General features: G+C 65.0%; 26 protein-coding genes and 1 tRNA gene. 10 read left to right on the plus strand and 17 right to left on the minus strand.

Features of this window, described 5'->3' with window-relative positions:
• Window positions 1-5: 5 nt before the first annotated feature.
• From AC6RV7_RS04410 to AC6RV7_RS04425, 4 genes are all read right to left on the minus strand, one after another.
• Entirely contained in the window at window positions 6-467 is a 462-nt protein-coding gene (locus AC6RV7_RS04410; protein WP_500092691.1) for a prepilin-type N-terminal cleavage/methylation domain-containing protein, read from the minus strand.
• Window positions 464-973 carry a prepilin-type N-terminal cleavage/methylation domain-containing protein gene (locus tag AC6RV7_RS04415; protein ID WP_500092692.1) on the minus strand — a complete coding sequence of 170 codons (510 nt, stop codon included), beginning with the start codon at window positions 971-973 and terminating at the stop codon, window positions 464-466. The genes AC6RV7_RS04410 and AC6RV7_RS04415 overlap by 4 nt, the downstream gene beginning before the upstream one ends.
• A gap of 3 nt (window positions 974-976) precedes the next feature.
• On the minus strand, window positions 977-1,435 hold the full coding sequence (gspG, locus tag AC6RV7_RS04420) for a type II secretion system major pseudopilin GspG (protein WP_500092693.1): 459 nt from the start codon (window positions 1,433-1,435) through the stop codon (window positions 977-979).
• A gap of 88 nt (window positions 1,436-1,523) precedes the next feature.
• Window positions 1,524-1,599, minus strand: a tRNA-Arg gene (locus AC6RV7_RS04425).
• A 101-nt stretch (window positions 1,600-1,700) separates the two neighbouring features.
• Here AC6RV7_RS04425 and rpsR point away from each other — a divergent pair.
• Window positions 1,701-1,895 (plus strand): 30S ribosomal protein S18, encoded by a 195-nt coding sequence (gene rpsR / locus AC6RV7_RS04430; RefSeq protein ID WP_500092694.1) that lies wholly within the window; start codon window positions 1,701-1,703, stop codon window positions 1,893-1,895.
• 60 nt (window positions 1,896-1,955) lie between these two features.
• The gene (locus tag AC6RV7_RS04435; RefSeq protein WP_500092695.1) at window positions 1,956-2,954 is read left to right on the plus strand and encodes an L-threonylcarbamoyladenylate synthase; all 999 of its coding nucleotides are present in this window, start codon (window positions 1,956-1,958) and stop codon (window positions 2,952-2,954) included.
• Between the two features lie 35 nt (window positions 2,955-2,989).
• On the opposite strand, the gene AC6RV7_RS04440 is transcribed toward AC6RV7_RS04435, so the two are convergent.
• From AC6RV7_RS04440 to AC6RV7_RS04490, 11 genes are all read right to left on the minus strand, one after another.
• A complete protein-coding gene (locus AC6RV7_RS04440; RefSeq protein ID WP_500092696.1) occupies window positions 2,990-5,191 on the minus strand; it encodes a GumC family protein in 2,202 nt (733 codons plus the stop codon).
• 17 nt (window positions 5,192-5,208) lie between these two features.
• Complete coding sequence (locus tag AC6RV7_RS04445) at window positions 5,209-5,814, minus strand: polysaccharide biosynthesis/export family protein (protein WP_500092697.1); 606 nt, start codon at window positions 5,812-5,814, stop codon at window positions 5,209-5,211.
• A 69-nt stretch (window positions 5,815-5,883) separates the two neighbouring features.
• Entirely contained in the window at window positions 5,884-7,062 is a 1,179-nt protein-coding gene (locus tag AC6RV7_RS04450; protein ID WP_500092698.1) for an outer membrane beta-barrel protein, read from the minus strand.
• A 291-nt stretch (window positions 7,063-7,353) separates the two neighbouring features.
• Window positions 7,354-8,442: a histidinol-phosphate transaminase gene (hisC, locus tag AC6RV7_RS04455; RefSeq protein ID WP_500092699.1), complete on the minus strand. Its 1,089-nt coding sequence runs from the start codon at window positions 8,440-8,442 to the stop codon at window positions 7,354-7,356.
• A gap of 40 nt (window positions 8,443-8,482) precedes the next feature.
• Window positions 8,483-9,079 carry an HAD family hydrolase gene (locus tag AC6RV7_RS04460; protein ID WP_500092700.1) on the minus strand — a complete coding sequence of 199 codons (597 nt, stop codon included), beginning with the start codon at window positions 9,077-9,079 and terminating at the stop codon, window positions 8,483-8,485.
• 103 nt (window positions 9,080-9,182) lie between these two features.
• Window positions 9,183-10,232: an ACR3 family arsenite efflux transporter gene (gene arsB, locus AC6RV7_RS04465; protein ID WP_500092701.1), complete on the minus strand. Its 1,050-nt coding sequence runs from the start codon at window positions 10,230-10,232 to the stop codon at window positions 9,183-9,185.
• A gap of 3 nt (window positions 10,233-10,235) precedes the next feature.
• A complete protein-coding gene (locus AC6RV7_RS04470) occupies window positions 10,236-10,745 on the minus strand; it encodes an arsenate reductase ArsC (RefSeq protein WP_500092702.1) in 510 nt (169 codons plus the stop codon).
• Window positions 10,742-11,152 carry an ArsR/SmtB family transcription factor gene (locus tag AC6RV7_RS04475; protein WP_500092703.1) on the minus strand — a complete coding sequence of 137 codons (411 nt, stop codon included), beginning with the start codon at window positions 11,150-11,152 and terminating at the stop codon, window positions 10,742-10,744. Before AC6RV7_RS04475 ends, AC6RV7_RS04470 begins: the two co-directional genes overlap by 4 nt.
• A gap of 43 nt (window positions 11,153-11,195) precedes the next feature.
• On the minus strand, window positions 11,196-11,807 hold the full coding sequence (locus AC6RV7_RS04480) for a sigma-70 family RNA polymerase sigma factor (protein WP_500092704.1): 612 nt from the start codon (window positions 11,805-11,807) through the stop codon (window positions 11,196-11,198).
• Window positions 11,759-12,223 (minus strand): arsenic resistance N-acetyltransferase ArsN2, encoded by a 465-nt coding sequence (gene arsN2 / locus AC6RV7_RS04485; protein ID WP_500092705.1) that lies wholly within the window; start codon window positions 12,221-12,223, stop codon window positions 11,759-11,761. The genes AC6RV7_RS04480 and arsN2 overlap by 49 nt, the downstream gene beginning before the upstream one ends.
• 7 nt (window positions 12,224-12,230) lie before the next feature.
• Window positions 12,231-13,037, minus strand: coding sequence for an arsenite methyltransferase (locus AC6RV7_RS04490; protein WP_500092706.1), 807 nt, complete (start codon window positions 13,035-13,037; stop codon window positions 12,231-12,233).
• A gap of 126 nt (window positions 13,038-13,163) precedes the next feature.
• On the opposite strand from AC6RV7_RS04490, the gene AC6RV7_RS04495 reads away from it, so the two are divergent.
• A complete protein-coding gene (locus AC6RV7_RS04495; protein WP_500092707.1) occupies window positions 13,164-13,787 on the plus strand; it encodes an aquaporin in 624 nt (207 codons plus the stop codon).
• Between the two features lie 44 nt (window positions 13,788-13,831).
• Here AC6RV7_RS04495 and AC6RV7_RS04500 read toward each other — a convergent pair whose 3' ends face one another.
• Window positions 13,832-15,046, minus strand: a complete 1,215-nt coding sequence (locus AC6RV7_RS04500) for a DEAD/DEAH box helicase (protein WP_500093008.1) — start codon at window positions 15,044-15,046, stop codon at window positions 13,832-13,834.
• Between the two features lie 531 nt (window positions 15,047-15,577).
• Between AC6RV7_RS04500 and AC6RV7_RS04505 the strand changes: the two genes are divergently transcribed.
• Together AC6RV7_RS04505 and AC6RV7_RS04510 are read left to right on the plus strand one after the other, a co-directional pair.
• On the plus strand, window positions 15,578-16,012 hold the full coding sequence (locus tag AC6RV7_RS04505) for an Rrf2 family transcriptional regulator (RefSeq protein WP_500092708.1): 435 nt from the start codon (window positions 15,578-15,580) through the stop codon (window positions 16,010-16,012).
• Window positions 16,013-16,093: 81 nt separating this feature from the next.
• Entirely contained in the window at window positions 16,094-16,873 is a 780-nt protein-coding gene (locus AC6RV7_RS04510) for a VOC family protein (protein ID WP_500092709.1), read from the plus strand.
• Window positions 16,874-16,908: 35 nt separating this feature from the next.
• Here AC6RV7_RS04510 and AC6RV7_RS04515 read toward each other — a convergent pair whose 3' ends face one another.
• Window positions 16,909-17,316, minus strand: coding sequence for a DUF3568 family protein (locus AC6RV7_RS04515; protein ID WP_500092710.1), 408 nt, complete (start codon window positions 17,314-17,316; stop codon window positions 16,909-16,911).
• Window positions 17,317-17,425: 109 nt separating this feature from the next.
• Between AC6RV7_RS04515 and AC6RV7_RS04520 the strand changes: the two genes are divergently transcribed.
• From AC6RV7_RS04520 to AC6RV7_RS04540, 5 genes are all read left to right on the plus strand, one after another.
• Window positions 17,426-18,835 carry a type IV pilus twitching motility protein PilT gene (locus AC6RV7_RS04520; RefSeq protein ID WP_500092711.1) on the plus strand — a complete coding sequence of 470 codons (1,410 nt, stop codon included), beginning with the start codon at window positions 17,426-17,428 and terminating at the stop codon, window positions 18,833-18,835.
• A gap of 64 nt (window positions 18,836-18,899) precedes the next feature.
• On the plus strand, window positions 18,900-19,976 hold the full coding sequence (locus AC6RV7_RS04525) for a type IV pilus twitching motility protein PilT (RefSeq protein WP_500092712.1): 1,077 nt from the start codon (window positions 18,900-18,902) through the stop codon (window positions 19,974-19,976).
• An 85-nt stretch (window positions 19,977-20,061) separates the two neighbouring features.
• Window positions 20,062-20,544 (plus strand): GNAT family N-acetyltransferase, encoded by a 483-nt coding sequence (locus tag AC6RV7_RS04530; RefSeq protein WP_500092713.1) that lies wholly within the window; start codon window positions 20,062-20,064, stop codon window positions 20,542-20,544.
• Window positions 20,545-20,705: 161 nt separating this feature from the next.
• The gene (locus AC6RV7_RS04535; protein ID WP_500092714.1) at window positions 20,706-22,025 is read left to right on the plus strand and encodes a family 1 glycosylhydrolase; all 1,320 of its coding nucleotides are present in this window, start codon (window positions 20,706-20,708) and stop codon (window positions 22,023-22,025) included.
• Window positions 22,022-22,759, plus strand: a complete 738-nt coding sequence (locus tag AC6RV7_RS04540; RefSeq protein WP_500092715.1) for an SDR family NAD(P)-dependent oxidoreductase — start codon at window positions 22,022-22,024, stop codon at window positions 22,757-22,759. Before AC6RV7_RS04535 ends, AC6RV7_RS04540 begins: the two co-directional genes overlap by 4 nt.
• Window positions 22,760-22,851 lie beyond the last annotated feature (92 nt).

Raw genomic sequence — 22,851 nt, forward strand, 5'->3', positions numbered from 1 at the left:
CGGTCTCATCGCGGCGTCATCTTTCCCAATTCCAGGATGCGTTCCTTCGCGTCCTGTTTTAGCTGCGTGGTGTCGAGTCCCTGCGACCAGCTCGGCCGCAGCAGGAAAAACACTTCGCGCGCGGGCGCTGGCTGCGGCTGACCCGCGGTGGTCGCCGCGACCTCGCAGATGAATTCAACGCGAAACAAATCCGGCAGATGGGTCTGCTCGATCGTCGCTCGCCAGGTCACGCGCGCGCCGTCAGCGCCTTCGAAGTCGCTCCCTTCCTCCGCCTTCTCGCGGTCGGACTCCGCGAGCAATTGCTGGCGCGCGAAGCTCACGTCCTCGCTGCGGAAGTTGCCGCGCCCGACAATGTCGTAGGCGTTCAGCACGTTCACATACGCGGCGCCCATCATCACGGCGGCGACCGCAAAGATCACCAGCGCCATCAGCACCTCGAGCAACGTGAAACCGCGCCGCGACATCATGGCTGCTTCTCCTTCAACGCCGGCGCACAGGTCCACGGATCGATCTCCAGAACGGTCGGCTCGCCGGTGCTGCGGATCTGCAGGCGGAACGGGCTGCAGGTGCCGTCCGGGTAAAACGTCACCGCGGGAATCGACTCGGACTCGAAGAGCGAACCGCCGATCAACCGGGCGCTGCTCGGCGAGGTGACGGCCGGAAGAAAACTGATCGTGAGCGAACGCGGCCCGGCGACAGGATAGGTTTTCGGCGCGCGGCCATCGTCGGCCACGAACTGCTTTTCCTTCTCGTCGAAGCTCAGCCGAACCTCGCGCTCGCCGGTGAGCGCTTCGCGGCGCGTTTCGCGGACCGCGGTCCAGAAGATTTCCGTCGGCGTGCGCGGACGCGAGTCGAGCAGGTAAGTGGCTCCGCCCACGAGCACGGCACTCAGCAATCCCAGCAGCGCCACCGCCAGGAGGATTTCGAGCAGCGTGAAGGCCGCGCGCGAACGATCACCGTCCCCAAACGGCATCCGCTACTTTTCCTCGGACCAGTTGCCAATGTCGTCCTTGGTGCCCTCGGTGCGATCGGGTCCCTTGGAAAAGACATCGTAGCTGTTCTTGTTTTTCGTGCCCGGATAACGATAGCCGTAAGGCTCGCCCCACGGATCCACCGGCAGCTTGCCGTCCTGGAGATAAGGCCCGTGCCATTGCTCCGCGCGACTCGCCGGCGGCGTGATCAGCGCCTGCAAGCCCTCCGCCGTCGACGGATAATCGCCCATCTGGATGCGATAGGTGGTGAGCGGCAGCTTGATCGACTCGGTGACGAAAATCTGTGCGGTCTTGGCCTGGGCACCGCCGAAAATCGTATCGAGGTTCGAAACGGCCAGGCCGACCAGCAGGCCGAGGATCGCGAGAGCGATCATGATTTCGAGCAGGGTAAACGCACGGCGCAGGAGGTGACGCGCGCGGCGGGGGGAGGAGGAGCTAAACATGGCGGCAAAAGAGTGAACCGGCGAAGGAGAATGTCGAGACGCCCTCCGCCGGGCGTTGTTTCCCCAAAATTCGCCGAGCCGTCGGCGCTGGTGCCCCCGCCCGGACTTGAACCGGGATAGGCGGTTTAGGAAACCGCTGCTCTATCCAGTTGAGCTACGGGGACAGTGCGCGCAGAGATTGGACGCATCCGGCGGCCGTTTGCATCTCAAAAATGCAGGTTGACACCCCTCGCACCGGCCATGAAATTTCGCCTCTTTTTCCGACATGAGCACCAACGAACAGCAGCAGCGCAGCCTCACCCCCGCGGAAATTCCGTTCACCACCCCGCAGGTGATGAGGAACTACGTGACTGACACCGGCAAGATTCTGCCGCGCAAGTATACGCACCTTTCCGCCAAGCATCAGCGCGCGATCACCCGCACGATCAAGCACTCGCGCAACATGCTCCTCGCGCAGTAAGCGCCGAGGCTCGCTTCTTTCCCGGCCGGCGCCGTCACTGGCTCCGGCCTTTTTCGTGCCATGCCGGTCCCATCTCACGCTCGCATCTATCGCGGCACTCCTCGCAACCTCGTGCGGCTCGCCCGCGCGTTGCAGGCCGGTGAGGTCGTCGGCGTCCCGACCGAAACCGTTTACGGCCTTGCGGGCAACGCGCTCGATGCGGCGGCGTGTCGGAGAATTTTCCGGGCCAAAGGTCGGCCGGCGAACGATCCGCTGATCGTTCACCTTCACTCCCTCAAGCAACTGCCGGAGGTCGCCCAGCCCAACGAAGCCGCCCTCGCGCTCGCGCAAGCGTTCTGGCCGGGTCCATTGACGCTCGTGCTGCCAAAGCAGCCGATCATTCCCGACGTGGTGTCGTCGGGATTGCCGACGGTGGCCGTGCGCATGCCGAGCCATCCGCTCTTTCGCCGGCTGCTAAAACAAACCGCGCTTCCGCTCGCGGCGCCGAGCGCGAACCCGTTTGGCTACGTCAGCCCGACCTCGGCCGCCCACGTGGTCGCAGGACTCGGAACGAAAATTCGCCACGTGCTCGACGGCGGTCCGTGCCGCATCGGCGTCGAGTCGACGATCGTCGACTTGCGAGATCCGCGCCGTCCGCGAATCCTCCGACCGGGCGCCATCACGCGCGCGCAGATCGAGGGCGTGCTACGCCGGCGCGTGGCCGCGGGCAAATCGCGCTCGGACGAACATCGAGCGCAAGTCTCGCCGGGCCTGCTCACGCGACACTACAGCCCGCGCACGCCAGCCGTCCTGCACGAGGAGATCCGGCCCGCGGCGATCCAGCGCGCTCCAAAATCGGAAGCGTGGGTGTTCATCACCCGGCCGGCTGACGTGCGCGGGAAAAACATTTTCTGGCTCGATCCGCGCGGCGATCTCCGCGGCGCAGCGCGGCGGTTGTTTCACGTGCTGCGGGAAGTGGATGCAGGCGGATTTACCCGCGTGCATCTCGAGCGCGCCCGGGGCGACGGACTGGCCGAGGCGATCAACGACCGACTGCAACGCGCCGCGGCGCGCGCCTAACGCTCGCACCGCCAGGCCGCACCCGCGTCCGCGCGTCAGCGCGCGCTCGCGTCGTCGTCCTTCGACATCACGACGTAATAATCCTTGTAGGACTTGTCGTAATACTGCGCGTAGTAATAACCCGAGACGGCGAGGTTGAGGCCGTTGAGCACGGCGCCGAAGCACGGCACGTTGGCCTCGAGGAGCTTCTTCGCGCTGAACTGGGCGGCCTTGCGGCGGACCTTGTTGAAGAAGATCGTGAAGATGGAACCGTCGACGAGAGGAAGAATGATCAGTGCGTCGCTCACCGCGGCGAGCGGCGGCGTGTCGATGAACACGCGGTCATAGCGCTTCCGCAGGTCCGACAGCATGACTTCGAAGTTCTTGCTGTTGAGGATGCGGGTTGGGTTCTTCGCGCGACCGCCGGCGGGGATCACGTCGAGGTTCGGGTGGACGTTGCGCATGACGACGTCGTCGATCGACGCGCCGTGGCTGCAGATGTCGATGACGCCCTTGAGATTCTCGACCCGGAAGGATTTGTGAACGTTCGGCTTGCGGAGGTCGCAATCGATGATGACGACCTTTTCGCCGTGCGCGGCGAACGTCAGCGCGAGATTCGTCGTGACGAAGGACTTGCCCTCGCCCGGCACCGTGCTGGTGGTGAGGATACAGGAGGCGTTTTTGCTTTCGTCCTTCAGGCGCAGCGCGGAATGCAGCGTCAGGAAGGATTCGGCCACCTGGCGATCGGCGTTGTTGACGACGATCTGGGCCTTGTCCGGCTGCTCCATGCGTTTGATCTGCGGAATGATGCCGACGAGCGGCAGTCCGATCACGCCCTCGATGTCGAAGGAGCTCTTCACGCGATCGTCGATGTAGGCGACGAAGAAGGCGAATGCGAGGCCGAGGCCGAGGCCGCCGATGAAGCCGAGGCCGAGATTGAGCGCGACCTTGGGGGAAACGGGTTCGTCGGTCGGGCGCGCGGGATCCACGAGGCGGGCGTTCTGCGTGCCGAGGTCGCTCGTCATCGAGGTCTCGCGGGTGCGGCCGATGATGGACTGGAGAATCTGTTCGTTGATGCGCAGATCGCGCGCCATGTTGTCGTATTCGACGGCGTAACGATCGATCTGCAGCGATTCGGCTTCCTGCGCCGCGAGCTGGGCGCGGGCTTCCTTGTCGTTGCGCAGCGCCGTCTGGTATTCGGACTCGATCAGCGCCTCGGACGACTGCAGCGCGCGCTCGAGCTCGCGCTGGGTCTGCGTGGCCGAATTGACGGCCTCGATCATCCGCGGGTGCCGGTCGCGATAGCGTTCGCGGAGCTGGGCCATCGAGATCTTCTGGGCGGACAACTGCTGGATCAGCTGCGCGATCAACGGCTGGTTGGCGATGAACGTGAGCTCGGTGAGGTCGCCACCGGCGGCGCGGCGCTCCTGCACCTGCCGGAGACGGATCTCGGCGTCGCTGAGCCGCGACGTCGTCTGCGTCACCTGCATGTTCAGCGCCTTCAACTTTTCCGTGACGATGTCCTTGCGCTCGTCGAGCGAGATCAGGTTGTTTCGGGCGCGGTAGGCCTGGAGGTTGTTGGCGAGCTCATCGACCTTCTTGCGCTGTTGCTCGACGCGGACCTTCAGGTCCTCGACCGCCTTCATCGACTCCTCGATGCGGACGCGGGCGTTGTAGGAGATGAACTCGTCGACGAAAAGATTGGCGACCTTGGCGGCCACGAACTTGTCGGGGTGCTGGTATTGGACGAGCAGGATCAGCGTCAGCCGCTGCGGCACAACCTTGCGGTTGAGTGCCAGTATGGCGGGGACGGATACAGGCTCCTCGCCGGCATCCTGCTCGTAGGGCGCCATGAACTTGCGCAGGTCCTCGCCGGTGATGCGCTCGGCGACCTTCTGGATGATGGCGGCGCTTTCGAGAATCTTCACCTGGGTGTTCAGGTCCTCGGCGGAGCGGATCTCATTGTCCGTCACGGACTGCACCTGCATCACGACCGGATCGCGGCGGAAGATCTGCACCGTGGCGGACGCCTGATAAATCTTCGTGCGGCTGAGGGTGTAAACCAGCGCCGAGGAGAAAACGACGAGGAAGACGACGACGATATACCAGATGCGTTCGCGGAGAACGAGGAGGTAGTCCTGAAACGTCCGTTGGGGCGCCCCGCCCTCGCCGTATCCGACGGCGGAGTAGCCTGCGTAGTTGCCGCCGTAGCTGTAGCCGTAGCCTTCCTGCGGCGGCTGTTTCGTGTCTTGCTCCATGTTCCGTCCTGCCGGGTTTAGAGGATTCGCTCCGGCACGAAGATCACATCGTCCTGCAGCAACGGCCACGAATCCTTGGATGAGCCTTCGATGATTTCGTCGGCGTTGATAATGTAAGAGGCGGTGCGCCCATCGACCTTGCGGGTGAGCTTGATCTTGCGGCGGTCCGCCAGGCGGCTGAAGCCGCCCACGCGGGCGATCGCGTCGAGGAGCGTCAGCCCCTGCTCCTGGGGAAACATCACGGCGCCGGGCGTATTCACGGATCCGAGCACGTTCACGCTGCGCTGGGCGTATTCGATGACGAAGACGTTGACCTGCGGGTTGACCAGAAAGTCGCGGTCGAAGAGCTCGCGAATCGTGGCCTGCAGCTGGCTGACCGTCTTGCCGCGCACGTCGATCGTCCCGATCAGCGGGAGCACGATCCGATATTCCTGCGAGACCCGGACCTCGCGCGTGAGATCGTCCTCCTGGAAAACCTGCACGCGGAGCAGGTCCAGGGCCTGGATCACGTAATCGGGCTTCTCCGCGGCTGCGGCGTCCTCCCGACTGCGCGGACCTTCAGCACCGAGAAGCCCGGTGGTCACCATCAGAAAGAGGCCCCAAATCGTCAGCCGAGAAACCATGGAAAAAAAAGCGGAAGAAGACCGGAACGATCTTCTCCCGCAATCAAAGAATGCGACTCCTGTCCCGGCTTAGAACCGGAAATTGGCGGCGAGGCTGAAGACGTTGGAATCGAAGTTCGCCGTCGCGAGATCGGAATCGTTTGTCCGGTAGGCATATGCCGCGGTCAGATTCACTTGCTCGCTGAAGATGTAGGTCGCGCCGAGCTGACCTTCGAAATAATCGTCAATTCGCTTTACGGTGGCTTGGTAGTAGTCGATGCGGCGGTAGCTGACCGTCGTCGTGATGCTCCATTCCGGCGAGAGGTTCGTCACCCCGGCGAGGCGGAAGGCGAGGTTCTTCTGCTGGTCGCCCTGCGAGTTCGTGTCGAAATCGTTGCTGACGCCGAACTGAACGGTGGTTTTGGGCGAGGCGAGGTAGCTCAGGTTCGTATCAATGCCCAACAGCGTCTTGTCCTTGAGATTCGGGTAAGCCGTGGCGGGAGCGCTGCGGGGCTTGATGAATTCGCGGCGGGTCACACCGATCGCCACCTGGCCGCTCAGCTTCGGGGTGAATTCACCGCGGGCGTTGGCACTGAAGAAATGATCTTTCGAATCGAGACGGATCGACTCCCAGCGCTGGCGGAAGCGGTAACCGAAACCGGTGTCCACCTTCGGGGTGAGCTCGTAGTAATAGTTCACCGGAATCGTCAGCACCTGCGAATCGCTATAGGCGGAGCGCTCGTAGCTGCTCTTCTGATACTGCACACCGGCAGCGACGCTGGATTTGTCGGTGAGCGAAATCTCGCCGTTCGAGCCAACGGCGTAAACGTCGCGGCGGATCAGGTTGAGCGGGGAACCGGCGACCGGCAGCACGTCGACCGTGTTCTGGTTCAACTCGTTGTAGCTCGCGTTGAAACTAGCCTTCGACTTGCCGTTGCCGTAGGTGGCATTGAACGAGGTCGACATCAGTTCGTCGTCCAACTCGTCGTGCTCGGCGTAACGCGTGAAGCTTTCGGTGAAGTTAAGCGATCCCTGCACCAGGGCCGACTTTCCGAACACGAGCTGGGCGCCCGGGTTGAAATCGAAGATCACGTCGTCGAGGTCGCGGCCGGGCGTTTTCTCTGCCAGGAAAACGTTGGTGTCGGCACGCATGCCGACGGTGCCGGTCAGGAAGATCTCGGCATTGTCGTCGATGGCGAGAAACGGCGCAGCGTAAGAAGCCGACGCGAACATGACCGTCGCGGCCAAAAGGCGGTGATTGTTCTTCATTCTGTGTAGTCGAAGTTGAACTGCTGGTGGACGGCAGCCGCGGCATGGCCCCGGCTGCAAAGTCGGTCGGCACACGATCACCCGCAGCCAAACCACCGGCGTTGAAGAAGGACCAGCTGCGTTGGCAGCCGAGCCCACGTTAAACCATTAAGCTACTGATTAACGCAAGGCATTTTGTTCCCGGCCGCATCCTGAACCTGGATATGCCTCGCGCCGCTCACCCCAAACTGCCCCGGTCAGGGCCTGGTCACCGGCGATCGGCATGACCGGCGCCCCGGTCGAAACGTCGCGCTAAAGCACCGCCGCGAGGCTTTCGAGGAAGCGGGCGTTTTGTTCGCCGGTCCCGACCGTCACGCGGATCCATTCTCCTAATTGATACGGCGCCATCGGGCGCACGATCACTCCCCGGCGCTGCAGCGCGTCGAAAATGCGGCCGCCCTCGCCCACCCGCACGAGGATGAAATTCGCCACACTCGGCACGAACGGCAGCGACAGCCGCCGGAATCCTTCCTCAAGCTGGGCAAGGCCGGCCCGATTTTGCCGCGCACACTGTTCCGCAAACGCCCGGTCGTCCAGCGCCGCGACCGCCGCGGCCTGGGCGATCGCGTTGACGTTGAACGGCTGCCGGACGCGATTCAGCAGCCCCGCCAGCTCCGGCGCCGCATAGCCGTATCCAACTCTCAGCGACGCCAGTCCGTGGATCTTGGAAAACGTCCGCAGGCAGATCACCCGCCGCCCTTCCGCGAGCAACGGACGGAGATCGGGCGCCCCCTCGACGTATTCCGCGTAAGCCTCGTCCAGCACCAGCACCACGTGGTCCGGCAGCGCCCGCGCGAACGCCAGCAGCTCCGCCTCGGTGTTCGCCGTGCCGGTGGGATTGTTGGGACTGCACACGAAAACAAGTTTCGTGCGCGGCGTGATGGCGGCGGCGATCGCCGGCAGGTCGTGCCGGAACTCGCGCAACGGCACCTCGACCGGCGTCGCGCCGAAAAGCAATGCCACCAGCTTGTAAACCACGAACGCCGGCGTCGCCATCACCACCTCGTCGCCCGGCCCGAGAAACACATGACCGAGCAGCTCGATGAGCTCGTTCGAGCCGTTGCCGATCACGAACTGGTCCGGCGCCAACCCGCGCACCGCGGCGAGTTTCTCGCGCAGCGCGAAACATCCGCCATCCGGATACAATGCGCCATGCCGCAGCGCCGCCGTGGCCGCCGCCACCGCTGCCGGCGAGGGGCCGAGCGGATTTTCGTTCGAGGCGAGTTTGACGATCGTCGCGGGATCGAGTCCGAGTTCGCGCGCGACATAATCGATCGGCTTGCCCGGCTCATACACCGGCTGCGACAGCACCCCGGGCCTGACGAGATCGCGAAAGTTCATCCTCTCCACGCTTGTCGGGCCGGCGCGCGGCGCTCAACCCTCAACTGCGTTTCCGGCTCGGCACCCGCACCACCTGCATTCCGGCTGCGAGCGCCGCCTTGATGCCCGGCTCCGCATCTTCAAACACCAGGCAGCGCGCCGGCTCGACGCCGATCAGCTTCGCCGCGAGCAAAAACATGTCGGGCGCCGGCTTGCCGTGGACGACGTCGTCCGCACTCACAACGGCCTTGAACAGCGGCCGCAGTCCGGCGAGTTCGAGCGAGCGCAGCACCACGTCACGCGGCCCGCCGGACGCGATCGCCATCGGATGCGTTTTCGCGGCTTCCCGCGCAAACTCCACCGTGGGACCGATCACGCGGGCGTCTTTCTGCAGCGCCGTGAAGAGCGACTCCTTGTCGTGGAAAACGCGTTCCACGTCCACGGTGAGCCCGTAATGTTTCGCGATCCGCTCGGCGACCTGCCGCGTCGGCACCCCGCCCAGCGAATAGAAAAGCTCCTCGTCGAGCCGGACCTGAAGGCCGGCATTTCTCATCGCGGCGTCCCATGCCCGATAATGCAACGGCATTGTATCGATGAGCGTGCCGTCGAGATCGAAGATGTAGCCGGCGAAATCGCCTGGCGGGATGTCGAGCTTCATGAAGCCCGCCAAAGGACGCCGAAACCCGCCGCGGCGCAACGGCATTCTCGGCGCCCCTCGCCGGCGCTCTCGCTTTCCCGGACCGACGGCCGCCACCGCCCGTCTACCGCGCCAGACGTCGCCGCCACGCGAGCGCCACCGTCACGAGCGCGATCAGCGCCGGAACCTCCACCAGCGGTCCCACCACGGCCGCGAAGGCCGCTCCCGATGCCAGTCCGAACACGCCCACCGCCACCGCGATCGCCAGCTCGAAATTGTTTCCCGCCGCCGTGAACGCCAGCGTCGCCGCGCGCTCGTAATCCGTGCCCGCCCGCACGCTCATCCAGAACGTGGCGAAAAACATGATCGCGAAATACGCGAGCAGCGGCACCGCGATCCGCACCACATCGAGCGGGATCCGCAGCACCGCATCGCCTTTGAGGCTGAACATCACGAAAATCGTGAACAACAACGCCGTCAGCGTCAGCGGACCGATGGCGGGCACAAACGTCTCGTCATACCAACGCACGCGCTTCCCGGAGCGGAGCGTCCGGCGCGTGAGCCAGCCCGCGAAAAACGGAATCCCAAGATAGATCGCGACGCTCTGCGCCACGCTCCCGATCGTCACACCCGACAAATCGAGCTCCCCCACGCTCACGCCGACCAGCGGCGGCAACACCTTCAGGAAAAACCACGCCATCGGCGCGAAACAGAGCACCTGAAAGATCGCATTGAACGCCACCAATCCCGCGCAGTATTCGCGACTGCCCCCCGCGAGGTCGTTCCACACGATCACCATCGCGATGCAGCGTGCGAGTCCGATCAGCACGAGCCCGGCGAAATACTCCGGCCGGTCGCGCAGGAAGATCGCCGCCAGCGCAAACATCAGCACCGGACCCACCAACCAGTTTTGCAGCAGGGAAAGCCGCAGGACCTTGCCATCGCGAAAGACGTCGCCGAGCTCCTCGTAGTGCACCTTCGCCAGCGGCGGATACATCATCAGGATCAATCCCGCCGCGATCGGCACGGAGGTGGTGCCCACGCTCCACGCCGTCAACGCCTCCGCGAGCTGCGGCACAAAACGCCCGGCCAGCAAGCCGGCGCCCATCGCGAGGAAAATCCACAGCGTGAGATAGCGATCCAGAAACGAGAGTCGGGCCGCGAGCGGATTCATCGCTCACCTCCGCATGCCCGCTTCGCCTTCGAGACGGAATTGTTCGCCGACGCTGCGCACCGCCGCCGCGTCACGCAATTTTTCGTCGGAGAACGCGCAAAACAACTCCGCCCGCGCCGCGATCTGGGAAGCGACATTCACAAACGCCCGAAACTTCTCCTCGTCGCTGCCTTCAACTCCGGCCGGATCCGGCGAACTCCAGTGCGCGATCACCGGCTGCCCCGGCCAGACCGGACATGATTCTCTCGCGTGATCGCACACGGTGATCACGAAGTCGAAGGCCACGCCCTTGAACTCGTCCCACGACTTCGAGCGCGCATCGCTGGCGTCGATCCCGTATTTTTCGCGCAGCGTGCGGACCGCGAGCGGGTTCACCCGCCCGGCCGGCCTCGAGCCCGCGCTGTGCACCTCGAAACGCCCGCGACCTTTCGCGCGCAACAGATACTCGCCCAGGATCGAGCGCGCGGAATTACCGGTGCAGAGGATGAGGATTTTGAAGGCCCGTTCGCTCATAAATTTTCCTTCGCCGCCGTGACACAACCACCCGGACCGCTATCGGCCCACTTCGGCGCCAGGGCGCGTCGCCGTGCCAAGTCCCGGCGAAAGACCGACTGCTCCGCCACGCAGTCCTGCAGGCAGGCGAGATTCCGCCGGAGTTCGCGCGACGGTCGCGCCGGCAGCCGGTAGATCATCCAGTTGCCCTGCCGCTCGCAGGTCACCAATCCGCGGGTTCGCAAATACGCGAGATGCTTCGAAATCTTCACCTGCGGTTCGCGCAACACCGCCTGGAAATGGCAGACGCACAGCGGCCCCTCCGTCAGGAGATGCAAGATCCGCAGCCGCGTCGCATCGCAGAGGCACTCGTAGATCCTCACCAGTTCCACGCGCAATTTATATTCCCGTTTCGGAATATGGATCAAGCCCGGTTTGCGACGTCATCCAATTGTCACAAGCCCGCCGCCTTCACGCGGGCAGACAGCTGCATGGCGCCGGCGCGCGGCGTTCACAGGCGATCATCTTGCCGCGACGGTCGAACTCGAACCGGCAGCAGCGCTGCAGTTTTTTTCGCAGCAGCGCGCGGCCGCGACGCACGCGCGACTTCACCGCCGTCAGCGAAAGGTCGAGTCGCAGCGCGATTTTCGCGAGCGGCATTCCTTCGATTTCTGCCAGCCGCACCGGCTCACGATAGATATCGGGCAGGTCGTCGAGGAAGCGCCTGGTCGAAACCAGCACCGCCTCCCGCCAACCCTCCGACTCGCCTGCGCCGGGTAGGTCGATGAGTTCCCCGCCGAGCGCTTCGCTGGGACGCTGCCGGCGGTAATGATCGACCAATGTTCTACGCGCGATCCGATAGAGCCACGCCTCCAGCCGCTGGCCGTCGCGCAGGGTCGCCCGCGAGCGAAACACCTTCAGCAAGATCTCCTGCGTGAGGTCGTCGGCCGTCGCATCGTCGCGCACCCGCCGCCGCACGAACGCCTTTAGCTTGCGCGCAAACTCGACCACCGACGCGTCAAACTCCGCCACGCTCACGCGCGCCGCCTTTCCCGCACCAGACACGCCGCCAGCGACGGACACAATTCACGGAACTCGCGCGTCGCGGCGATCGCCGGAGGCGCCTCGTCGCGGGCCGCGCGCCGGAAACCTCGCTTACGGAAAAACGCCTCGGCGGTCGTGGTCAGCAGCCACCAACGCCGCACCTCCCCATTCTCCGCGGCGGCGTCGATCGCCGCCAGCAGCCGGTCGCCCCAGCCGCGCCCGCGCAACTCCGGCGCCACGACGAGCGAACGCAACAACGCATCTTCGCCTGCAACTTCGGCCCCGATCGCGGCCAGCACTTGGCCGCCGCCGGTCACGACGAAAAATCGCTCGAGGTGCGACGCGAAATCCTCGTTCGGCAAACCTGCCTCGCGCAGCAACCGCGCAATCGCCATCCGGTCTTCCGTCCGGGCCGGCCTGATCTCCATCGAATCTGTCTCCACCGCGTGCGTCATGAGCCTTTCACCGAGTGTCCGGTTTATACGCCGTGATCGCCGCGCTGACGACACAATCCGCCGCCGCCGGGTCCTCGGTCCAATGACGGATATACTCGCGCGAACTTTCCCTCGGCACGATGGCGACCCGGACAAAGCCGGCCGTCTCAAGCAGCGTCCGCAGCTCGTCCACCGGCGTCGCTCCGCCTACGCAGGCGCCGATCGCCGCCAGCTTCGCCTTCAACTCCGGCGGCAGCGGCCGTGTTGCCACCACGTCTGAAATCGCGAGCCGCCCGCCCGCTTTGAGCACCCGAAACGCCTCGTGAAATACCCGTGCCTTCTCGGGAGAAAGATTGATCACGCAATTGGACAACACGAGATCGACCGTTCCGTCCCCCGCCGGCAGCGCTTCGATTTCGCCCAGACGAAATTCCACATTCGCATAGCCCCCCTTCGCCGCATTCGCGCGTGCTTTCGTGATCATGGCAGGCGTCATGTCGATGCCGATGACGCGGCCCGTCGGCCCGGTCTGCCGGGCGGCCAGAAAACAATCGAACCCCGCCCCGCTGCCCAGATCCAGCACCGTCTCGCCCGCCGTGATGCTCGCGAGCGCGAGCGGATTGCCGCAACCGAGTCCAAGATCCGAGCCCTCGGGCGCCGCCGCCAGTTGTTCGGCCGTGTAGCCGAGCCGTTCGCCGTAAGCCGCGGAGTTGCCGCCACAGCATCCGGTGCTCACGCAGCCGCAGGCGTTGTCCGCCTCCTCGGCAATCGCGCCGTAGCGCTCGCGGACGTAGTCGCGCACCTGATCGTGATTCAAAGAGGGATCATTCGTCATGGTTCGATGGATTCATTTCTGCTGACGCGATCAGGGAAAAACGGACGCAAACTTTTCGTTGCCCGCTTCCAATCCGCTTATCGTTGCGCTACTTGGATCTGGTCTTTCGCTGCCCCCCATCACCCCATGAAAAAAGCCATCGTCGAATTCATCGGCACGTTCTTCCTCGTTCTCACCGTCGGACTCGCCGTGCGCCAGGGTGCACCGCTCGCGCCGCTTGCCATCGGATCGGTGCTGATGGTGATGATCTTCGCCGGCGGCCATGTCTCCGGCGGTCACTTCAATCCCGCCGTGACGCTCGCCGCGTATCTCCGCGGCCGGTGCGAACGCCGCGACGTCCTGCCTTACTGGGCGGCCCAGTTTCTCGCCGGCGCCGCGGCCGCGCTGCTCGTCAACGTCGTGCTCCAGGGCCGGATCGATCCGGCGGTCGTCGCCCAGCACCCGCAGCTCAGCTCCTTCATTGTCGAGTTCCTCTTCACGTTTGCCCTCTGCTGGGTCGTGCTGAACGTCGCCACTTCCAAGGCGACCATGGGAAACTCGTTTTACGGACTCGCGATCGGTTTCACCGTCCTGGTCGGCGCCGTCACCGTCGGCGGAATCTCCGGCGGCGCCTTCAATCCGGCGGTCGGACTCGGCGTTTTCGTCATGGGACTCGAGTCCGCGCGGCAGTTCGCGGTGTATCTGGTTTCTGAATTCGCTGGAGCGGCCGTGGCCGCCTTCGCCTACCGCCGGATCAACGGGATGGACTGACGCTCGCGGCGGCGCGGACCCGCGCCGCCGGTTCCGCCTGCGCCTCAGCGGCGCATGCCGCGGTGCAGCCGGCTCGCCGGCTTGGCGGCGGCGGCCGTCGACTCGGCGAGGGCTTTCTCGTCGAAGAGCGCCGAGTAGATGTAAGGAAAGTCTTCGATGCGCTTCCGCTCGACGGCCATGCCCATGTAGCGCTCGATCGACCGCGCGTCCCGCACGTCCTCCTCGGTCACGAGCGTGAACGCGTCGCCCGTGTTGTGCGCGCGGCCGGTGCGGCCGATGCGGTGGACGTAATCCTCCGCGTTCTCGGGCACGTCGTAGTTGATCACGTGAGACACGCCGGCGATATCGAGGCCGCGCGCCGCGATATCGGTCGCCACCAGCACCTCGTAGCGGCCGGATTTGAAACCCTCGAGCGCCTCGATGCGCTCGCGCTGGCTGCGGTCGGAATGCAGCACGCCGACCGTGTGGCCTTTCTGTTTCAGTTTGTGCGCGATCCGGTCGGCGCCCATGCGCGTCCGGCAGAAGATGATCACGCTCTTGAATTCTGTCTTCTCCAGCAGGAGTTGCAGCAATTCGAATTTCTGCGAGGCGACCACCGGGTAGAAGGCGTGCGCGACCGTCTCCGCCGGCGAACGCTGGCGGCCGATCTCGACCGTCACCGGGTTGTGCAGCGCCCAGCCCGCGAGTTGTTCCAGCTCGGGCGGCAGCGTCGCGGTGAAGAACAGCGTCTGCCGCGTCTTCGGGCATTTCTGCACGATCCGGCGGACGTCCGGCAGGAAGCCCATGTCGAGCATCCGGTCGACCTCGTCGAGGACGAGGATGTCGACCTGGTCGAGCGAGCAGTTGCCCTGTTCGAGATGATCGAGCAGCCGGCCCGGCGTGGCCGCGAGGATGTCGACTCCGCGACGCAGGTCCTCCGTCTGTTTCCCGTATCCGACGCCGCCATACACGATGGTGACGCGCAGGTCGGTGAACTTGGTGAATTTGTGGAACGCCTCCTCCACCTGCAGCGCGAGTTCGCGCGTGGGCTCGAGAATCAGGCAGCGCAACCGGCCGTGACTGCCGAGCCGCTGGATGATCGGCAGCGCAAACGCCGCCGTCTTGCCGGTGCCGGTCTGCGCCGAGCCGATCACATCGCCGCCCTTGAGCACCACCGGGATTGCCTGCGCCTGAATCGGCGTGGGCTCGACATAACCCATCTCCTGCACCGCAAACGCGAGCGCGTCCGAGAGCCCCAGCTGCGAAAACGCCGTGTCCATCTTCGGCACGTCGACCGGCACGACCGGCTTCGTGGGCTCGCGGCGCGGATGTTCGAATTGATCGTCCTTGCGCGGGCGCTCACGGCGCTCCGGGCCGCCCTGCGCGCCGCTGCTCCGCCCGCCGCGGCCACCGCGACGCGAACGGTTGCCGCGTGATTCACCCGGTTCTCCCCGGGACTCCGACCGCGGCCGTCCTTCGCCTCGCGCGCGGCCTTCTCCTCGCGCCTGGCTTTCGCCGCGGGCCGGACCGGCCTTGTGGCCGGATCGTTCGGAACGACCGGCAGAACTGGACTTGGAAGAAGAATGGGACTTGCCGCCGCTCGCGGCTTTACCGGAAGGCGAAGGGGCGATCTTCTCGCGCAGCTTCGCAAAGATTTTCTTAAGCATGACTGATGGGAAACCGGTGACGCTCTTCGAATCGTCCGTATTTGCAATCACCTTATCCACGAACCCCCTCGCCGAGACCGCAGCGAATCGGCTGCACCTGCGCCTTGACTCTAACCCAAGCGTAACCCTAGTGGTTACAATCCCATGACCGGTAACACCCGTTTCGCCGTCAGCGTCCACATCCTGAGCTACCTCGCGTGCCAGGAGGTCGGGTCGGCGCCGTCGTCGGAAATCGCCGAAAGCGTGGACACCAATCCGGTCGTGATCCGGCGGCTGTTGTCCGCACTCGTCAAGGCGCGCCTGGTCCGCGCCCACAAGGGCGCCGCCGGCGGATTCTCTCTCGCCAGCACCCCCGAGAACATCTCGCTGCTCGACATCTATCGCGCGGTTCAGCCCTCTCCGAACCACGGCCTCAAGCGCTTCACGCCAAACCACAAGTGTCCGGTGGGCGCAAAAATCGAGTCCGTGCTCGAGGCGGTTTTTTTCCGCGCGCAAGCCGGCATGGAAGCCGAGCTCGGGCGCGTTACTCTCAGCCACGTCGCCGACCAGCTGCGATCCGTTTGTCCGGGCAAAAAGTAGCGCGCCGCCTTGTATCGTAACGCCGTTGGTTACGCTTAGCTGGCGTCCCTCGGATTCCCTCCCGCCGCGGTCGTTCCGGCCATGATCCCTTCGCTCGTCATTCAATCGATCCATCTACGCGTTGCGGACCTCGCCCGGAGCATCGAATTTTACAGCGATCGACTCAGTTTCGAGGTGCTCTCGCGCACGGAACGCTCGGCCGCCCTCGGCGTAACTCCGGACTCCCCTGCGATCCTGTTCCTGTCGGAGAACGAGGAATCCTCGATCCCGCCACCCGACGCCGCAGGCTTGTTTCACGCCGCCCTGCTGCTGCCGGATCGCGCGGCGCTCGCCCGCTGGCTGCGCCACGCCGTAAACGCCGGCGTGAGATTCGACGGCTTTTCCGACCATGGCGTGAGCGAGGCGGTCTATCTGGCAGATCCGGACGGCAACGGCCTCGAATTCTATGTCGATCGGCCGCGGGAAATCTGGCCGCACGCCGACGGCCATCTCGCCATGTTCACCCGCCCGCTCGATGTGGCCGGCCTGCTGGCCCAGGCCACCCCGCCACTCGAGCCGCTGCTGGCGCGCAGCGGGTGGGGCCATCTCCATCTGCGCGTCACCCACCTCGACGAGGCTGAATCTTTCTACGCCACCACGTTCGCATTGAAGCGCACCCAGTCCTTCGGTCCGCAGGCGCGCTTTCTCAGCGCCGACAACTATCATCACCACTTCGGACTCAACACGTGGGGCGGTGTCCGTCGTCCGCAGCCGCCCGGCGCGCTTGGCTTTGCCGAAGCCACCATCGCCTCGACGGCCATCGCGCGCCCGATGTCACTCGTCGCGCCGGACGGGCTCTCGTTTCGCGCCCTTCCCCGTTGAGGCGCCGAACCTTGCGGTCGCGCCGGCGGCGGGAATCAGAGGTTCGCCTTGATCTTGTCGAGAATCGCGATCGACAGGGCTTCGTCGCCAAACACGCCGACCCGGATGCGCACCTTCGTCAACTTGCGCGCCGCATTATCGAGGCGGACTTCGATCTTCTTGTCGGTTGCATTGCGCACGGTGATCACCGCGACGAGCGCGTCCTTCTTTTCGCTGATCTTGGCAAAACCGAGCTGCTCGATCGCGCGATTCGTCGCGGTCACTACCGACTCATAATCGTTGTTGAGCGTGGTTTCGAGCTGCCCGCTGACATATGCGACCGCGGCCGCGCCGGCGCCGGCTCCCGCGGCCACCGCGATGCAACCGGAGGTGCCGAGAACGGCGGCGAGGAGCGCGAGCGCGAGCACCACCGGGGAGAACTGCGGAAAGATTCGTGTGTTCATGTTGTTGCGGAATACCAGTTCGACCGTGAGGTTGACAAATAGTTCAATCCTTAGCGCTTGGCACGCCTATTTCCGCACGCCATGGTCGCGGCCTTTTCCCGCTGCCGTGATGAAACCCGACGTCTTGTGGCTCGCCCGTCTGGGCATCGATCAGGGACTGCTCACGCGCGACCAATGTATCCGCGTTCTCGATGCGCTCGGCCGTTCCGCGGAGCTGATGGATTTTGCGCAGAAGCTGATCGACGACGGCGTGGTCGACCAGCTCGAGCAGCTCGAACAACTCGCGAACCTGGCGTTCACCAAAGGCCGCAGCGGCCCGCCGGCCGCGGATCCGTTGGCCGACGAGTCCGCCTCCGCCAACGAGACCGCCCGCAGCCCCGCCACGCCGGCGGCGACCGCGCCGGCCGAGGCTCCGCGCTTTCCGTTCGATCGCGTCGCCACGCTGGACGACGCGGCGCTCCGCACCGCGTTGCGCGACTTGCTGCGTGCCGCCGGTCGCCATGGCGCGAGCGATCTCCATCTTTCGACCGGCGCGCGGCCGTTTCTTCGCAAGCACCGCACGCTGGCGTTTCTCAGCGACCAACCGCTGTCCGCGGCCGACGCGCTGCGCCTGAATACCGCGCTGCTGTCGGACGCGCAGAAAACCATTTTCCTCGAGCGCAAAGACTACGATTGCGCCCTCGCGCTGAGCGGTTCCGAGCGCTACCGCGTGAACCTGATGTTTCACAAAAATGGCCCGGCCGGCTCCTATCGCATGGTGCCGGAAAAAGTCCGCTCGCTCGCGGACCTCGGCTTCGCCGCGCATCTGGCCACGCTGCAAAAACTGCTCTCCTATCATAACGGCCTCATCCTGATCACCGGTCCGGTCGGCTCCGGCAAAACGACCACGCTTGCCTCCATGGTCGCGTATCTGAACGAGACCCGCCAGGACCACATCATCACCGTCGAGGATCCGATCGAGGTCGTGCAGCCGGCGAAAGGCTGCAACGTCACCCAGCGCGAGGTCGGTCCGCACACCAAATCGTTTTTCACCGCCCTCAAAGGCGCGCTCCGCGAAGATCCCGACGTGATCGTCATCGGCGAGCTCCGCGACCTCGAGACGATTGAGATGGCCATCAGCGCCAGCGAAACCGGCCACCTCGTCATCGGAACGATGCACACGAGCGACGCCGCGACGACGCTCAACCGGCTCCTCGACGTCTTCCCGCCCGCACAACAAACGCAGATCCGCGCGAGCGTCGCCGAAAGTCTGCGCGGTGTCGTTTGCCAGCGGCTGCTGCCCGCCGCGAATGGCGGCCTGACGCTCGCCTGCGAGATCCTCGTCAACAACACCGCCGTCGCCAACCTGATCCGCGAAGGCAAATCCGCCGGTCTGCGCAACACGATGGAAACCGGCGTGCGTGAAGGCATGTGCCTCATGGACAACGTCGTTTACGGCCTCTACCAGGACGGCGCCATCTCCGCCGATACCGCGCTCGCCAACGTCCTCAATCGCGTCCTCCGCGCGAAGATCACCTGACCCGCCTAGTCGTTGCGAGGAGCCCCGCCCCCGCGGGCCGACGCAGCCATTCATCAAGAATTCCATGCCCGCCATCGACCCGCTCCTCCGCACGATGCTCGAAAAAGGCGGCTCCGACCTGCACCTCACGGTCGGCCTGCCACCGAAAGCGCGCATCTCCGGCTCGCTCACGCCGATCGGCGACGCGCCGCTCACGGCCGCGCAAATGGAAACGCTGCTCAAGGAGCTCGTGCCGGAGCGCCGCTGGCAGGATTTCCTCGAGCGCAAGGACCTCGATCTCGCACACGAGATTCCGGGCTTCGCCCGGTTTCGCGGCAACTACCTCTACAATCACTGGGGACAGGCGGCCGTGTTTCGCCAGATCCCCGCGAAGATCCTGTCGTTCGACGATCTGAAGCTGCCCGAGGCGCTGAAGAAGCTCTGCCATCTCAACGAAGGCCTCGTCGTCGTCACCGGCCCGACCGGTAGTGGAAAATCCACGACGCTCGCGGCGATGGTCGACTACATCAATACGCACCTCTCGAAGCACATCATCACGATCGAGGATCCGATCGAGTTCGTGCATCCGGTGAAGAAGTCCGTGATCGTGCACCGCGAGGTCGGCGAGCACACGGAATCGTTCGCCGCGGCGCTGAAGGGCGCGATGCGTCACGACCCCGACATCCTGCTGCTCGGCGAGATGCGCGAGCTCGAAACCATCAAGCTCGCGCTCGGCTGCGCCTCGATGGGCATGCTCGTGTTCGGCACGCTGCACACGAACAACGCCCCGAAAACCGTCGACCGCATCATCAACGCCTTCCCGGCCGACGAGCAGAACCAGGTCCGCGTCATGCTCGCGGGCTGCCTCGCCGGCGTCGTCGCCCAGCTCCTCTGCAAACGCGTCCCCAAGGGCCGCTGCGCCGTGCACGAAATCCTGCTCTCGCACGAAGCGTTGCCCAACACGATTCGCAGCGGCCAGATCGCCAACATCAAATCCATCATCGAAAGCGGCGGCGCCGACGGCATGGTGACGATGGATCACAGCCTCATGGCGCGCGTGAAGGACGGCACGATCGAGGCGAAGGAAGCTTATATGAAGGCGGCCAACAAAGCCCTCTTCGCGCCGCTCCTGAAACCGGGCGACCTCGACGGCGGCCACTGAGCCGGCCGCGAAATCGCAGCCCTGCACACGCCCGCGCGTTTTCCGGTCGCGACATTGAACGCCGGCGCGTCACAACTTCGTCCCCATGCCCGCGTTCATTCGCCCCGCCGCTCCCACCGACGTCCCATTGATCCTGGAGTTCATCCGCGGGTTGGCCGACTACGAGCAACTCTCGCACGAGGTTGAAGCGACCGAGGAGAAACTGCGCGGCACGCTTTTCGGCGAACGCCCCGCGGCGGAATGCGTCCTCGCGTTTGCCGACGACACCGCGCGGACGCCCGCCGGCTTCGCGATCTTCTTTACGAACTACTCCACGTTTCTCGCAAAGCCCGGTCTTTATCTGGAAGACCTGTTCGTAAAACCCGAATTCCGCGGCCGCGGTTTCGGCAAGACCCTGCTGCTGCACCTCGCCAAGCTCGCGAATCAACGCGGCTGCGGGCGCATGGAGTGGAGCGTGCTCGACTGGAATGAGCCGGCGATCGCGTTCTACGAATCGCTCGGCGCCGAACGCAAACGCGCCTGGCAAATTTGCCGGCTCACCGGCGACGCGCTTGCCCGTTACGCCTAGCAGGCGTTCGCCTGCGAACGCCGTTTCCGCCGCTCGCGCACGCGACCGGCAGGAACTTGTCCCACCTACCAGGCGGGGCGCACCTCGATGGCAGCGCGGCGATACTCGTGCCAGTTTCCCCGATCCGGCGAATCGCCGGATCACGAAGGGAAATTCACACGATGACGAGACTGCCTGCGTTCATGTTCGCGACCGGGATCGAGAACAGCATCCCCACCACCGACCACGGCCGCACTCGCGTCGACGAGATGGAGAAATGCGGCCACTACGCGAAATGGCGGACCGATTTCGATCTCGTGCAGGATCTCGGCCTTCGGTTCCTCCGCTACGGTCCGCCCCTGCACCGCTCCTGGCCCGGCCCCGATCGCTACGATTGGGATTTCGCCGACGAAACCTTCCCCGAGCTTCGCCGGCGCGAGATCATTCCGATCGTCGACCTGTGCCACTTCGGCGTCCCCGACTGGATCGGAAATTTCCAGAACCCCGATTTCCCGGAGCTCTTTGCCACTTATGCCGGCGAGTTTGCCCGGCGTTTTCCCTGGGTGCAGCTCTACACGCCGGTGAACGAGATGTTCATCTGCGCCACGTTCTCCGCGCTCTACGGCTGGTGGAACGAACAGCTCGCCAGCGACCGCGCCTTCGTGACCGCGCTCAAGCACATCGTCAAAGCCAACGTCCTCGCGATGCACGCCATCCTCGACGTGCGTCCGGACGCGCTCTTCATCCAAAGCGAATCGTCCGAGTATTTTCACGCCGGCAACCCCCGGGCGATCAAGCGCGCGGAAATCATGAACGCCCGCCGCTTCCTGTCGTTGGATCTCAACTACGGGCGCCGCGTCGACTCCGAGATGTATGAATACCTCATGGACCACGGGCTCACCCGCGAGGAATACCACCTCTTTCTCCAGCGCGACGTGAAGCACCGCTGCATCATGGGCAACGACTACTACGTCACGAACGAGCATCGCGTGCACGACGACGGCACCACGAGCCCGTCCGGCGAGGTCTTCGGCTACGACGAAATCACGCGCCAATACTACGACCGCTACAAGCTGCCCGTGATGCACACGGAGACGAACTTCAGCGAAGGGCCGCGCGGCGACGAAGCCGTCTACTGGCTCTGGAAGGAATGGGCCAACGTGCTCCGCGTCCGCAACACCGGCGTGCCGATCATGGGCTTCACCTGGTATTCGCTCACGGACCAGGTGGATTGGGACACCGCGCTCCGCGAAAATCACGGCCGCGTCAACCCGCTCGGCCTCTACGATCTCGACCGCCGCCCGCGCGCCGTCGGGCGCGCCTACCGGCAGCTCATCGCCGACTGGCGCGAACTGCTGCCAACTCAGAGCGTGTGCCTGCGCCTGCCGCTCGTCCCGCCCGACGAATACGACGACGCCTGGGCACAGCGCGAACGCACCGAGGCGCGCGCCAAACGCCGCGCCCCGCCCACCGAGCCGTCCCACGCCAACCTCGCCGGATGAAAACCAACTCCAAGGTCGTCATCATCACCGGCGGCGCCGGCGGCATCGGGCTGGCTACCGCGCGCCGCTTCGCCCGGGACGGCGCCATCGTCGTCATCGCCGACCTGCACGCGGCAGCCGCGGAATCCGCCGCCGCGGACGCACAACGCGCCGGCGCCCCGGAGGCCCTGGGACTCGCCTGCGACGTGTCGAAGCAGTCCGACGTCGAAGCGACCGTCGCCCGCACTCTCGAACGTTTCGGCCGGCTCGACGTCGTCGTGAACAACGCGGGATTGATGATCTTCAGGCCGCTTCCGGAGATCACCGCGGAGGACTGGACGCGCCTCCTCGGCGTGGACCTGCTCGGCGCCTTCTTTTTCATCCAGCAGGCGTTCCGCCACATGCAACCCGGCGGCTCGATCGTGAACGTCTCGAGTATTCACGCCGTGGAGACAACGCCTCTCGTGGCGCCCTACGCGACCGCGAAAGCCGCCCTGCTCTCCCTCACCCGCTCCGCCGCCATCGAGGGCACTCCGCGCGGCCTCCGCGTCAACGCCGTCCTGCCCGGCGCCATCGACACGCCGATGCTGTGGAACAACCCGAACGTGAAATCGGGCGCCGAGCGAATCGATCCCGCGACCGTCGGCAAACCCGAGGACGTCGCCGAGGTGATCGTGTTCCTCGCGTCGGACGCCGCCCGCTTTGTCCAAGGCGCGGCAATACGCATCGACGGCGGACGGCTCAGCCGCTTGTGAGCCGCGCGAACGGTTCAAAAGAAGGAGGCGGGCCGCCTACCCCTAGACGGCCCGCCCGTTGCTTTCTTGCTTACCCCATGTCCCGCTAAGCG

The sequence above is a fragment of the Opitutus sp. sgz309028 genome (assembly GCF_059821195.1).

Excerpts from the sequence above, each read along its gene's own strand:
- AC6RV7_RS04530 (WP_500092713.1), top strand. The coding sequence starts at position 20,062 with ATGCCCGCGTTCATTCGCCCCGCCGCTCCCACCGACGTCCCATTGATC.
- AC6RV7_RS04535 (WP_500092714.1), top strand. The coding sequence starts at position 20,706 with ATGACGAGACTGCCTGCGTTCATGTTCGCGACCGGGATCGAGAACAGC.
- AC6RV7_RS04490 (WP_500092706.1), bottom strand. The coding sequence starts at position 13,037 with ATGACGAATGATCCCTCTTTGAATCACGATCAGGTGCGCGACTACGTC.
- arsB (WP_500092701.1), bottom strand. The coding sequence starts at position 10,232 with ATGAATCCGCTCGCGGCCCGACTCTCGTTTCTGGATCGCTATCTCACG.
- AC6RV7_RS04540 (WP_500092715.1), top strand. The coding sequence starts at position 22,022 with ATGAAAACCAACTCCAAGGTCGTCATCATCACCGGCGGCGCCGGCGGC.
- hisC (WP_500092699.1), bottom strand. The coding sequence starts at position 8,442 with ATGAACTTTCGCGATCTCGTCAGGCCCGGGGTGCTGTCGCAGCCGGTG.
- AC6RV7_RS04450 (WP_500092698.1), bottom strand. The coding sequence starts at position 7,062 with ATGAAGAACAATCACCGCCTTTTGGCCGCGACGGTCATGTTCGCGTCG.
- arsN2 (WP_500092705.1), bottom strand. The coding sequence starts at position 12,223 with ATGACGCACGCGGTGGAGACAGATTCGATGGAGATCAGGCCGGCCCGG.
- AC6RV7_RS04470 (WP_500092702.1), bottom strand. The coding sequence starts at position 10,745 with ATGAGCGAACGGGCCTTCAAAATCCTCATCCTCTGCACCGGTAATTCC.
- AC6RV7_RS04440 (WP_500092696.1), bottom strand. The coding sequence starts at position 5,191 with ATGGAGCAAGACACGAAACAGCCGCCGCAGGAAGGCTACGGCTACAGC.
- AC6RV7_RS04495 (WP_500092707.1), top strand. The coding sequence starts at position 13,164 with ATGAAAAAAGCCATCGTCGAATTCATCGGCACGTTCTTCCTCGTTCTC.
- AC6RV7_RS04520 (WP_500092711.1), top strand. The coding sequence starts at position 17,426 with ATGAAACCCGACGTCTTGTGGCTCGCCCGTCTGGGCATCGATCAGGGA.
- AC6RV7_RS04445 (WP_500092697.1), bottom strand. The coding sequence starts at position 5,814 with ATGGTTTCTCGGCTGACGATTTGGGGCCTCTTTCTGATGGTGACCACC.
- AC6RV7_RS04515 (WP_500092710.1), bottom strand. The coding sequence starts at position 17,316 with ATGAACACACGAATCTTTCCGCAGTTCTCCCCGGTGGTGCTCGCGCTC.
- AC6RV7_RS04415 (WP_500092692.1), bottom strand. The coding sequence starts at position 973 with ATGCCGTTTGGGGACGGTGATCGTTCGCGCGCGGCCTTCACGCTGCTC.
- AC6RV7_RS04510 (WP_500092709.1), top strand. The coding sequence starts at position 16,094 with ATGATCCCTTCGCTCGTCATTCAATCGATCCATCTACGCGTTGCGGAC.
- rpsR (WP_500092694.1), top strand. The coding sequence starts at position 1,701 with ATGAGCACCAACGAACAGCAGCAGCGCAGCCTCACCCCCGCGGAAATT.
- AC6RV7_RS04460 (WP_500092700.1), bottom strand. The coding sequence starts at position 9,079 with ATGAAGCTCGACATCCCGCCAGGCGATTTCGCCGGCTACATCTTCGAT.
- AC6RV7_RS04500 (WP_500093008.1), bottom strand. The coding sequence starts at position 15,046 with ATGGACACGGCGTTTTCGCAGCTGGGGCTCTCGGACGCGCTCGCGTTT.
- AC6RV7_RS04505 (WP_500092708.1), top strand. The coding sequence starts at position 15,578 with ATGACCGGTAACACCCGTTTCGCCGTCAGCGTCCACATCCTGAGCTAC.
- AC6RV7_RS04435 (WP_500092695.1), top strand. The coding sequence starts at position 1,956 with ATGCCGGTCCCATCTCACGCTCGCATCTATCGCGGCACTCCTCGCAAC.
- gspG (WP_500092693.1), bottom strand. The coding sequence starts at position 1,435 with ATGTTTAGCTCCTCCTCCCCCCGCCGCGCGCGTCACCTCCTGCGCCGT.
- AC6RV7_RS04525 (WP_500092712.1), top strand. The coding sequence starts at position 18,900 with ATGCCCGCCATCGACCCGCTCCTCCGCACGATGCTCGAAAAAGGCGGC.
- AC6RV7_RS04410 (WP_500092691.1), bottom strand. The coding sequence starts at position 467 with ATGATGTCGCGGCGCGGTTTCACGTTGCTCGAGGTGCTGATGGCGCTG.